Origin of the sequence: Bacillus fonticola (assembly GCF_012955605.1) — a bacterium.
In the GTDB taxonomy this organism is placed as follows: Bacteria; Bacillota; Bacilli; order Bacillales; family JC228; genus Bacillus_CG; species Bacillus_CG fonticola.
The window spans coordinates 2,277,698-2,289,145 of the sequence record NZ_CP052135.1; the positions used below are offsets into that span (position 1 = coordinate 2,277,698).

At 44.4% G+C, this 11,448-nt stretch carries 11 protein-coding genes; all 11 read right to left on the reverse strand.

The window, feature by feature from the left end:
- Positions 1–117: 117 nt before the first annotated feature.
- The 11 genes from dnaI to polA all read right to left on the reverse strand — a co-directional run bounded on the left by dnaI (position 118) and on the right by polA (position 11,043).
- Positions 118–1,050 (reverse strand): primosomal protein DnaI, encoded by a 933-nt coding sequence (gene dnaI, locus HHK01_RS11260; protein ID WP_170007886.1) that lies wholly within the window; start codon positions 1,048–1,050, stop codon positions 118–120.
- A 6-nt stretch (positions 1,051–1,056) separates the two neighbouring features.
- A complete protein-coding gene (locus HHK01_RS11265) occupies positions 1,057–2,442 on the reverse strand; it encodes a replication initiation and membrane attachment family protein (protein ID WP_170007887.1) in 1,386 nt (461 codons plus the stop codon).
- Between the two features lie 22 nt (positions 2,443–2,464).
- Positions 2,465–2,926: a transcriptional regulator NrdR gene (gene nrdR, locus HHK01_RS11270; RefSeq protein WP_170007888.1), complete on the reverse strand. Its 462-nt coding sequence runs from the start codon at positions 2,924–2,926 to the stop codon at positions 2,465–2,467.
- A complete protein-coding gene (locus tag HHK01_RS11275; RefSeq protein ID WP_170007889.1) occupies positions 2,923–3,321 on the reverse strand; it encodes a hypothetical protein in 399 nt (132 codons plus the stop codon). Before HHK01_RS11275 ends, nrdR begins: the two co-directional genes overlap by 4 nt.
- Before the next feature lie 75 nt (positions 3,322–3,396).
- Complete coding sequence (gene proC / locus HHK01_RS11280; RefSeq protein ID WP_170007890.1) at positions 3,397–4,203, reverse strand: pyrroline-5-carboxylate reductase; 807 nt, start codon at positions 4,201–4,203, stop codon at positions 3,397–3,399.
- A 76-nt stretch (positions 4,204–4,279) separates the two neighbouring features.
- On the reverse strand, positions 4,280–4,660 hold the full coding sequence (gene speD / locus HHK01_RS11285; protein ID WP_170007891.1) for an adenosylmethionine decarboxylase: 381 nt from the start codon (positions 4,658–4,660) through the stop codon (positions 4,280–4,282).
- Positions 4,661–4,963: 303 nt separating this feature from the next.
- Positions 4,964–5,995, reverse strand: coding sequence for a glyceraldehyde-3-phosphate dehydrogenase (locus tag HHK01_RS11290; RefSeq protein WP_170007892.1), 1,032 nt, complete (start codon positions 5,993–5,995; stop codon positions 4,964–4,966).
- 179 nt (positions 5,996–6,174) lie between these two features.
- Positions 6,175–6,771, reverse strand: a complete 597-nt coding sequence (gene coaE / locus HHK01_RS11295; RefSeq protein ID WP_170007893.1) for a dephospho-CoA kinase — start codon at positions 6,769–6,771, stop codon at positions 6,175–6,177.
- A gap of 74 nt (positions 6,772–6,845) precedes the next feature.
- Positions 6,846–7,520, reverse strand: a complete 675-nt coding sequence (ytaF, locus tag HHK01_RS11300; protein ID WP_228027554.1) for a sporulation membrane protein YtaF — start codon at positions 7,518–7,520, stop codon at positions 6,846–6,848.
- Positions 7,521–7,560: 40 nt separating this feature from the next.
- Positions 7,561–8,385, reverse strand: coding sequence for a DNA-formamidopyrimidine glycosylase (gene mutM / locus HHK01_RS11305; RefSeq protein ID WP_170007895.1), 825 nt, complete (start codon positions 8,383–8,385; stop codon positions 7,561–7,563).
- Between the two features lie 24 nt (positions 8,386–8,409).
- A complete protein-coding gene (polA, locus tag HHK01_RS11310) occupies positions 8,410–11,043 on the reverse strand; it encodes a DNA polymerase I (protein WP_170007896.1) in 2,634 nt (877 codons plus the stop codon).
- Positions 11,044–11,448: the final 405 nt, after the last annotated feature.

An 11,448-nucleotide genomic window follows, 5' to 3' on the forward strand; every position in this document is an offset into this window, starting at 1 on the left:
AAAAGTGCCCCCTTTTTCACAAATCCCTGCTTCCATGTATATGGGATGCTTGACCCATTTAGAAGCATGATTGTGTGTTAAGAGACACTTTTCCAATAGAAAGTATGTGTTCAGTACTTATGATCGACGTCGGTTTTTCCCAGACATCTCCACAGGGATAGCCAGGGCTTGAACGCGGTCAATAAGTCGAGACGCTTTTATGACTTCCTCTTCGCCGCGCTGAGAGAACGTTAGATGGTGTTCGAGTTGCTCCAAATCAAAATTAGACGTGAAAAATGTAGGCAGTTGTTCAAGTGTTCGGTACTGAAGAATTGTTCCTAACACTTCATCACGTGCCCAACTGGACATAGATTCTGCGCCAATGTCATCAAGCATTAACACAGGCGTTTCTCGTAGAAGAGCTAGCTTATTTGAAAAATCCTCTTTCCCAATCGATTGTTTAATCTCACGTATAAACTCGGGGACGTGAACAAGCACAGAGGACACGTTGTGATTCTCAGCTAGCTCGTGTGCAATGGCGGCTAATAGATGCGTTTTGCCAACGCCAAACTTTCCGTATAAATAAAGACCCCTTGGTTGGTCAGGATAGGCGTTTACAAATTCATGTGCAAGACGGATCCCCTGAAAGCGTCTGCCATCGTCCAAATCTAAGGAAGCAAATGTCGCTTGTAATGCCCGTTTTGGGATATGGAAGCTCTTAATCAGCGATTGTTGTTCTGCACGCGCGTCAGCTAAACGTTTGCGTGGGCATTCGTCATACTGCAATGTGATATTCCCTTTATCAATCGTTAACATTGGATCGTAGCCTGGCATCATGTTTTTACACGTTTCGTAACTAGCACAATCTGCGCACGCTTTACTTTGCTGGGAGTATTCAAGTAGCTTAGGAAAGGCGCGTTCAATCATGTCTTCTGTCACATCTTCTTGTCTCTCCTGTAAGAAAGCGACAATATCCGGGTGCTGCAACACTTCTTGTTTCAATTGTTCGTATCTTTGCCTGAAATCATGTGACGTCTGAAACTTAGATAATGCACCTCGAATATTTTTCATGACCTCTTATGACCCTCCTTTCAGCAAACGTGTGAGCTTTTCCCTCTCTTCTTCAACAGAAGCACTGTTTCTAGTAGCAGTTTGCTCATCCAACTGTGCTTTTCTTTCTTTCCGATCTTCCTCAAACCACTCCGGAACCTTTTCCGTACGGATAGCTGGTTTACGTTTCCCCTGCTTTTTCTGGTCTTGCCACTGTTGATACTGCTTATGGTGCTCTTTTGCATAATCCATTGCTTCAGGGACAGTTTTTATATGTTTTCGCGCCCAATGACTCGCAATTTTTACGACGTAATTACGAGTTAGCTGCATGTCGGTCTTCAACATACAATAGTGGAGAAGTACATTGACTACACCAGGTGCTAATTTTTGATCCATCAGCACTTGTTCCACCGTTTCGAGTTCAGATGCAGACGGTTCCCCATCCGAAAGATCACGCAAAAGCTGCCTTGGTGCCACGGTTTCGAAATAAACGACCGCTTCTTCTTCTTTTGTCGAAGGCTCCTTTACTGTACGCGTATAAGCAGGTTGTGCGCGATCAAGCAGTGCTGGCATCCCATTTGGCTGTTCTAGCTTATACCAATCCCGCGCAGCCTTCCGCATTTGTTCTTCTGAGAACTCATCTTTCTCATCTAACGATTCAAGCAGAATAGATTCAATGGACGAAGGAGGTAGCTCATAAATAAACATGAGCTTTTCAACTACTCTTTTCATGTCCTTGGTTAGCGTAGTGCCTCGGAGGAACGAACTTCCTATACGCTCTAATACCTCCTCCACATCGAATGCAGGCCGAGCAAACCGAACAGACCTAGCCTCCTCTTTAGACAAAAACCGCTCATCTTCGTTAGGGTTCATCGTCATAAGGAGATCTGGATCACGCACTGGCTGAGCTTCTGTATCAAATACTTCATCAAAAGAGCGTGTAATGTCCTTCATGTGCGCCTTCTCGACTACCGTTGTCTCTGTTAGCATTTGTTTCACGTGCATATAAAACGAACTGCCAATTTTTTGATATAAGTACATATTAAGCATTCCATCTTGAAGGAATTCTTCTGCAGATAACGGGGGTGATAATTCATATAAAAAATGCCGACCTTGCCCACTCTCGTCTACAAACGTTTGCAACAAACCTATTGCTTCAAGCTTCAAACGGGCTTGAAATATGTTCTCCAAACCTTCGTCTAAAGTCGCAAACAAGTACGAGTGTGGTAGAGATTCGGATGTTTGTTTCGCGTGAGCAACGTGGCTGTACCAAGTTTGATACAGGCGAAAAGCCGTAGCACCCACCAGCGGCTGATAACAAAGGGAAAGAACGCGTTGATCCTGTTCATGCAAAAAAGCACCTATTCTCACCGTGTATGAATCCTTTGGGGACACTTCTTGCCAAGCCTTCATCTACAGTCCCTCCTTTAACAAACTACGGCATATTCTTTTTCATCAGTTCCTTTAACTCGTCCAAAAACACGGTAATGTCTTTGAATTGTCGATACACAGAGGCAAAACGAACGTAGGCTACTTCATCCACTTTAGCTAGTTTGTCCATAATGAGCTCGCCGATTTCCTCTGACTGTATCTCGCCACCGCCTTGCTCCCGTATCTTCTGCTCGACCTCTGCTACAATCGTTTCCAGCTGTTCCATTGAAACAGGGCGCTTTTCACATGCACGTATCAACCCCCGCAGTAGCTTTTCACGACTAAATGCCTCTCTTGTCCCTTCTTTTTTCACGACCATTAACGGCGTTTCTTCTACCCGCTCAAAAGTCGTAAATCTCTCTTGGCACCTTTCACATTCACGACGTCGGCGGATCGTTTGGTTGTGTTCGACAGGGCGTGAGTCAACGACCCTTGTTGCATCCGCTAAGCATTTGGGACACTTCATACGCTTGTCGTCCTTTCGTTTTTGGTTGGATCACCAGAACGTGAGAAATGGGCGTCCAAGTGTTTATAGATGTGTAACACTTCTTCTTTCACAACACGGTATATACCGCTTATTCGCTGGTCTTCTGTAGAACAAGTTATATCGACAGCGGTTTCCAAGACAGAGGTGGAGACGATACTGATTACAACAAATAAGGACGGTTTTCCTTTGCGTTCATACGAAAGTTCGCCACGCTCTTTATTCCCCGTCGCTACGACTATTTCTTGATCTCTTTCGGTCCAACGCTCTACTTCTCTCCAAATTCTCTCGAAAGTTACTTTATAATAATGGGTTCGAAGTGCCGCATCCTTGTGATGGTCTGAAGTTTCACAATGTTTATCGTATCGTTGTATCATGGTAGCCCTACCTCTTTTCGCGCTCCTTATTCTTGTCTCTATTGTAACAAACAACTTGAGGTTCTAGAAGTAGTCTTACTTTGCTCCAAGTTGCTTTGTTTTTTCCGCGCATGCTTGCATTGCCCTTGAGATAGCCCTTCTAAATCCTTCGTCTTCTAAAGTAAGTACCGCTTCGATTGTCGAGCCACCAGCAGTACACACTTCATCCCTTAAAAGAGCAGGGTGTTTACCCGTTTCCAACACCATCTTCCCAGCACCTACTACAGTTTGTGCAGCTAAAGTAATGGCTTGATCATAAGAAATTCCCGACCGTACACCGTTCAATGCCATTGTTTCAATAAGTGTATAAACGTACGCAGGGGAAGAACCACTAATAGCCGGGATTTCGTCTTGTAACGATTCGTCTAGCAACACTTCTTTCCCAAATGTACGCAATAGACGACCTATCGCTTGTACTTCTTCCTCATTGACAAACTGATTAACACTCCATGCTGTCATTCCTTCTCCAACAAGAGATGGTGTGTTAGGCATTGTGCGAACGACTTTTGCATGGCTTGAAAATTGATGTTGTATCCAATCCATTGAAATACCGGCTGCAATCGTGATGAGAATCTTATCATCCGTCCACTCTGTTACGATTTCCTCCAACACTTCCTTTGTGACGTGAGGCTTTACTGCCACAATGATGACTCGACTTTTAGCCACCACCTCTTTGTTCGTTCCCGTATGTATGCCAAAGTTTGTTGCGCCTTCTTCCTTTGTTTGATCCGTCTTGGCACTTATCATGATTTGGTCTGGCGAGAGTCCCGACTGTAGCATCCCCCTCGCAATGGCCTTAGCCATATTTCCAAAGCCTAAAAATCCAATCTGTGTAAGTTCCATTTTGTTTCTCCTTTCCTCTTTCAAAGAAAAAAAGCTTGCAGAGTTATCTCTACAAGCTTCTTGATGTTCATCATTTTTATAACGCTTTAACTTTTGCACGCTGAACGTGGACAGGGCCTTTTCCACGGGGCAATTCCATCGTTTCCCGTGTTGTCGCACCTAAACTGTTCGCAATGAAATCAGCAGCAATGTTCGGATCCAAATCTCCACATGTGTAAACGTCAATGCTTGCGTATCCGTGTTCAGGAAAGCTGTGTATGGTTAAGTGTGACTCCGAAATAATCACCACTCCACTCACGCCTTGAGGGGCAAATTTATGAAAAGCCACCTCCCGAACTTCTGCACCAGACTTTAGAGCAGCATTGACAAACGTTTGCTCAATTTGTTCCACATCATTCAACTTTTCAAAATCACAGCCCCAGAGCTCTGCAATGACATGACGTCCCATAGTTTCCATGATTTTGTTCCCCCTTTAACGCTTTTTTCCATGACACATCACAAAAAGCGACCATCTCCTTACCACGGGGGAAAGTTAGTCCAAAGAGGTCCTAACCCTTTAAGTAACGAGTTCAAGATCTATTGTGATCTGCACGCAGATTAGTATACTTGTTTTACTATGTGAATGCAATACAGAATGTGAAAAAGACGGTCCTTCTTCCTAAAAGGACCGTCTTTTCCTGTAGAATTTTGTATAGGATTGTCGATTTTGAATGGCTACTTCCCTTGAAAATTCGCATCTTTTTTTCGCTTTTGGATTTAGCTATTTTCCAACCTCAGACATTTGTTTTTTGAAAAGGAGTTGCAGCACTTTTTGGGTTAAATCGACGACGCGACAAGAGTAACCCCACTCATTATCATACCAAGCCAACACTTTCACTTTGTGGTCTCCCATCACCATTGTGCTAAGCGCGTCGACAATACAAGAATGTGGATTTGTGTTGTAGTCCACTGATACGAGGGGTTCGTCTGACACAGCCATGATTCCTTTGAGAGGCCCGTTTGCTGCTTGACGAAAAGCCTCGTTCACTTTTTCTGCTGTCACTGCTCGCTCCACGTCGACAACAAGGTCCACTAGCGATACATTCGTTGTCGGAACCCTTAACGCCATACCGTGAAGCTTTCCTTCTAGATCGGGAAGCACCTTCGCCATCGCCTTAGCAGCGCCTGTAGAAGTTGGGATGATTGATTGACCACAAGCCCGTGCCCTTCGTAAATCATTATGTGGATTATCAATGTTCCGCTGATCGTTTGTGTATGCGTGAACTGTTGTCATTAACCCATTTTCTATTCCGAATGTATCTTGCAATACCTTCGTCACGGGTGCCAAGCAATTCGTTGTACACGAGGCATTGGAGATAATTGTATGATCGCTCAGCAGTTCCTGATCGTTCACGCCTACCACAATGGTAATATCCTCTTCTTTCCCTGGTGCTGTTAAAATGACCTTTTTCGCTCCTGCTCGAATGTGGGCCATCGCCTTTTCTTTAGAATTGAACTTTCCAGTCGCCTCAATGACAACATCTACACCGAGTTCTTCCCAAGGCAAAACTTCTGGATTCCTCTCTGACACAAGTTGTATACGCTTACTTTCTACACGTAAAAAATCTTCACCGTACGTAATGTCTTTAGAAAATCTCCCGTGCGTTGTATCATATTTAACGAGGTGTGCAAGCGCTTCAGCAGGATAGGATGCATTAATTGCCACAATCTCTACGTCTCCTAGTTCCATCGCTCGGCGAAACACCATACGTCCAATTCGTCCAAATCCGTTGATTGCGACTTTCCCCTTCATCCAACTGTCCCCTCTCGAAAGTGTTATACTTTATGTCTACATTTATTAATCAGTATATCACATTACACTGAATTAGTGTTGACAAACTATGTGATTGTCTGAACAATTTATCGCAACTAGACACAGTAAAAACAAAAAAGAATGTGAACTGTACACTACAGTCACATCCCTATGTAGGGTTACATCCAGCCTTGCTGTTGCAACCACGCCTCAAGAGCTTTTTGCAATGCTGCCTTTGTTCCACAGTTATCCAATACGACGTCTGCTTGCTCCTTTTTTTCTTCAATAGACATTTGAGAGCGAATTCGGGCCATCGCCTCTTTATCAGTCAAACTGTTTCGGGTTTTAAGGCGTTCCCGTTGAGTAGCTTCATCAACATAAACCACGAGAATCTCCTCAACCCGATGCGTTAACTTACTTTCAAACAAGAGAGGAATGTCTAAAAACACAACAGGCTCTCCTGCTTTCCGGTGTGTCTCTTCCAATTGCGCCATCCGCTTACGAACTGCAGGATGTACAATCGCATTTAGTTGATTCCGTTTTTCTTTGTCATGAAACACAATACTACCTAATGCTTCCCTATTCAAAGTACCGTCTGGGTGCAACACCCCTTCTCCAAAGGTGTCTGCAACACACTGCATGGCAGGTTCCCCTTTTTCGACGACCTGTCTTGCCACAACATCTGCATCGATGACTGGGAACCCTTTTTCTACTAGCATACGCGATACGGTACTTTTTCCAGTCGCAATGCCTCCTGTTATCCCGATTCGTTTCAAGCGTGTTCCTCCTTCTAACAGCCGCAACCTACTTTTTATTAGGTACTTGTGCCACAGACTGATTCATTACGATCTTATATCTTCCATAGTCCTAACATGATGAGTACGATTCCTGGTAAAATTGTACACCGATTTACCCATTGTGCATGGGACAAGCGCTTTCCTACGACGATGCCTCCAACGACAAAAAGAGAACTCATCACAGCAACAGTAGCCGCTAGACCCCATGGAGGAAGACCGAGCATCGACGCTCCAATACCTGCTCCAAATGCATCCAATGAGAGTGCCACTCCTAACAATAACGCTTCCAGCCCCGTAATAGTACCCGAGCCATCAATATCAGCAGCCATTGGACGACGTAAAATGTGAATAACAAGCCCTAAAGAGCGGATTTCAAGTTTCACAAGTGTCTGATCATGCAAAATAGCTGAATTCGTTGTTTCTCCATGCTGCTCTTTTCCAGAGCGCCAAACTTGGTACAACGCCCACATCCCTAAAATGATGAGCACACTACCACCAATGGTTTCAGCAAATTGCGGGCCAACAATCACCGTAATTCCTTTTCCGACAAGCATCGCTAGTAAAAGGGTGACTGCTGAACAACAAGCAATTAAAAGAACCGATCGAAAAGGGATTTTCATTTGTCTTAATCCATACGTGAACCCTACACTAAAACTATCTAAACTTACCGCCAAAGCAAGTAAGAAAAGAGAAAGTGCCATAAGTTGGAGAGCTCCTTCCGCGTTCATTAATCCCCATAGTATATGGAGGAAGCTTCTCCAACGTTAGTTATTCCTGGCAGTTCGGGCAAATATGGGTGCCCCGTCCAGCGACGACAAGTCGTTCAATGGGCGATCCACACACCTTACATGGCTCTCCTTGCCGTCCATACACATTATGGCTTAATTGAAACATACCCATTTTACCTTCTGAATTTACGTACGTCCGAACGGTGCTGCCACCTTTCTCTACCGCTTCGGAAATGGTTTGGTCAATGGCATTTAGAAGTTTGGTAATCCTCTCTTCATCCAATGAGTTTGCTTTTGTTTCTGGGTGTATGCCACTTCTAAACAACGCTTCGTCCACATAAATATTGCCCAGCCCTGCTACAACGGTCTGATCGAGGAGTACCGCTTTGATGGATCGGGTCGTTGCCTGAACGCGTTCAAGAAAATACTCCAACGTCAATTCCTTCGTCAGTGGTTCCGGACCTAACTTTCGTAAAGGAAGTTGATCGTGCACGACCTCATGTGGAAAGACGTGCATCGTCCCAAACTTCCGAACATCTGTATAGTAAAGACTCGTCCCGTCCGAAAACTGAAGTACTACGTGCGTATGCGGTCCTTTCTCCGTACCCGTTTCCACAACTTTGTAGTTACCTTCCATACGCAAATGACTGACAAGTGTGTCTTCAGTTAAATGAAACAGTAGGAATTTACCCCGTCTTCCGATTGATTGAATACGCTGTCCAATCAACTGCAAACGGAACTGTTCCACGTCGTCTGGATGCTGAATAATGCGTGGCCACATCACTTCAATAGCTGAAATTGTTTTTCCTACGACAAGCTGTTGTAGCGTGCGCCTGATAGTTTCCACTTCAGGAAGTTCTGGCATATGACCCCACCTCTCTTTCAAAGATTACTTAGCATCAAACCATGTGTCGCCGTATGCCACATCCACCTTCAATGGGACATCCAAGGCAAGCGCAGCCTCCATTACTTCAGGTACAATTTTCATTAGCTTGTCTATTTCCTCTCTTGGTGCCTCAAAAATTAGTTCATCGTGAACCTGCAAAAGGAGCCGGGCCTGTAAGCGCTCTTCTTGCAATCGGTCCGCCATATGCAGCATGGCTAGTTTTATAATATCTGCTGCTGTACCTTGAATCGGCGTGTTCATCGCAGTTCTTTCAGCGAATGAACGCAAATTAAAATTTCGACTTGTTATTTCTGGGATATAGCGCCGACGCGAGTATAAAGTCGACACATACCCAGTCTGCTTTGCCTGCTGTACGATGTCTTTCATATAGACAGCCACGCCAGGATAGCTTTCGAAGTAACGGTCGATAAACGCTTTGGCCTCTTTACGTGTAATACCAAGGTTTTGACTAAGGCCATAGTCACTAATTCCATATACAATACCAAAGTTAACTGCCTTCGCTTGACGACGCATGTTATCAGTGACCTCACCTTCTGTCACGTGAAACACATCCATCGCCGTCTTTGTATGAATATCGAGATCCTTTTTAAAGGCCTCCTGTAACCCTGCGTCTCCAGAAATATGAGCCAAAACGCGGAGTTCAATTTGCGAGTAGTCTGCCGCAAAGATCACCCAATCTTTTTCTGAAGGTATAAACGCTTTTCTAATTTTACGCCCTTCCTCTAAACGAATGGGGATGTTTTGTAAGTTCGGTTCAATCGAACTCAGTCTTCCTGTTTGCGCTAACGCTTGGTTAAAACGGGTATGTACTTTGCCTGTTGGATTGTGGATGACCTTCAGTAACCCTTCAATATAGGTGGATTGTAGTTTGCCAAGCTGACGGTAGTGGAGAATTTCTTCAATAATAGGGTGCTCACCTTCCAGCTTCTCCAGAACGTCCGCCGATGTAGAATAACCCGTTTTCGTCTTTTTTACGACAGGTAGCCCGAGCTTCTCAAACAAAATGACACCGAGCTGCTTTGGTGAGTTGATATTAAACGACTCTCCTGCGTGCTGGGTAATTCGCGTCTCGATCTCCTCTATTTGTTTTGCCAACTCTTTTTTCATCTCTTCTAGGTGTGCTTTTTCAACCGCAATGCCTGCCCATTCCATATCTGCTAACACTTTCGCCAAAGGAAACTCCAGTTCATCCACTAGTTTCCATTGTTCGTTTTCTTCGAGCGTTTGCGCGAGAATATCTCGTAAACGGAGCAGAGCACGCCCCTTCCGAACCATATGATTATGCCAAATTTTATTATCTGCTGGTATCGATTGCTTAGCACCTTTTCCATACACAGCTTCCTCCGATTGTACTTGTGGTACACCATAAGCGGACGCTACTGCTGCCAAGTCGACTTTTGATTCTGAAGGATTCAAAATATACGCTGCGAGGTGGACATCAAACACAACACCCGCTAACTTTACATCATGATGCCGTAACGATACCACGTCACGCTTACTGTCATATACGATTTTTTCTTTCGTGTCGTCTTCCAGCCATGTTTTGAATAAGGTAGAAGTGTGTAACGTTTCAGGAGAAATAACATAAGCGCGATCCTGCCCAATAACAGCTATCCCATGAATATCGCCCCTGTAGTAATTTTCGTCCAGCCCTTCTAATACGAGCGCACCCTTGTCTGGAAGTGTATCGCCTTCTTTATAGTGTGAAAACGAAATATTTTCCCACTCTTCTTCTGAAGTGGTTTCTTGTTCTACACCCATGTCTTCTAGTAGCTTTGCAAATTGTAAATCTTCGTATAATGAGCGCAATGCTTCCTCATTAGGCCCTTCATATTTCGTTGCATCAGGTGACATATCGAAAGGGGCTTCCCGTTCAATCGTGGCTAGCTTTTTACTCATGAAGGCGTCATCTTTGCCGCCTTCCAGCTTTTCCTTCAGCTTCGCACCAGAAACCTCATCCAGATGCTCGTATACACCCTCAACCGTTTCATAAGATGTCAATAGCTTGATCGCCGTCTTCTCCCCTACACCTTTCACTCCTGGAATATTGTCTGAGCTATCTCCCATTAAGCCTTTCATATCAATGATTTGCGAAGGGGTCAGACCGTACTTTTCGCGAATGTGTTCCGGTGTGTATGCTTCCATTTCTGTAATCCCTTTTTTTGTAATGTAAACCGTTGTGTAGTCTGTAGCGAGCTGTGTCAAGTCTTTATCTCCAGATACAACAGATACCTCAAAGCCTTCCTGTTCAGCACGCAGACTAAGTGTCCCGATCAAGTCGTCTGCCTCGTATTCGTCCACTTCAGCTGTCTGAATTTGAAACGCCTCTAGCAGTTTTCGTATGTACGGAAATTGTTCATTTAGCTCGGAAGGAGTTTTTTGACGCGTTCCTTTGTACTTCTTGTACGTTTTATGGCGGAACGTCGATTTCCCTGCGTCAAAAGCTACCAAAACGTGGGTAGGTTTCTGATCTGCTAGCACCTTATTAAGCATCATTGTAAAGCCGTAAATCGCGTTTGTATAAATCCCTTTATCGTTATGTAGAAGTGGTAGGGCAAAAAATGCCCTGTATGCAACCGAGTTTCCATCAATAAGCATTAACTTCTTCTTAGCCATTTCATCGTCCCTCCAAACGTTTTTTGAGGATTCCATTACGTTTTACCAATAAAAAAAGCCACATTTTCTGACCTTATCATACCAAATGCGGATGGGAAAGAAAAAGTGGCGTCCTTTTGGTCAGCTAGTTTTCACTAGAAGAGTGGGTCTAGTATATCAAAAGATTACAAGCTATTGGGGGGAGAGAAAGGTGTTGGAACTCTCTTTTTTTAAAATACAAAGGCTGTTTTCTAAAAGATTGTTGCTTTTTTAATGAAATCCCATTACACAGTAGCTATATGATGCGACATACTGCTATGTTGATTTCCGCTGCAGGCGGACGCTTTCCACGGGGCGGTCGGTGAGCCTCCTCATCGCTGCGCTCTTGCGGGATGAAATGCGGAAGCGGTCCGTTTTGCTCCCTCT

Excerpts from the sequence above, each read along its gene's own strand:
- polA (WP_170007896.1), bottom strand. The coding sequence starts at position 11,043 with ATGGCTAAGAAGAAGTTAATGCTTATTGATGGAAACTCGGTTGCATAC.
- HHK01_RS11265 (WP_170007887.1), bottom strand. The coding sequence starts at position 2,442 with ATGAAGGCTTGGCAAGAAGTGTCCCCAAAGGATTCATACACGGTGAGA.
- nrdR (WP_170007888.1), bottom strand. The coding sequence starts at position 2,926 with ATGAAGTGTCCCAAATGCTTAGCGGATGCAACAAGGGTCGTTGACTCA.
- dnaI (WP_170007886.1), bottom strand. The coding sequence starts at position 1,050 with ATGAAAAATATTCGAGGTGCATTATCTAAGTTTCAGACGTCACATGAT.
- HHK01_RS11290 (WP_170007892.1), bottom strand. The coding sequence starts at position 5,995 with ATGAAGGGGAAAGTCGCAATCAACGGATTTGGACGAATTGGACGTATG.
- speD (WP_170007891.1), bottom strand. The coding sequence starts at position 4,660 with ATGGAAACTATGGGACGTCATGTCATTGCAGAGCTCTGGGGCTGTGAT.
- proC (WP_170007890.1), bottom strand. The coding sequence starts at position 4,203 with ATGGAACTTACACAGATTGGATTTTTAGGCTTTGGAAATATGGCTAAG.
- mutM (WP_170007895.1), bottom strand. The coding sequence starts at position 8,385 with ATGCCAGAACTTCCTGAAGTGGAAACTATCAGGCGCACGCTACAACAG.
- ytaF (WP_228027554.1), bottom strand. The coding sequence starts at position 7,520 with ATGAACGCGGAAGGAGCTCTCCAACTTATGGCACTTTCTCTTTTCTTA.
- HHK01_RS11275 (WP_170007889.1), bottom strand. The coding sequence starts at position 3,321 with ATGATACAACGATACGATAAACATTGTGAAACTTCAGACCATCACAAG.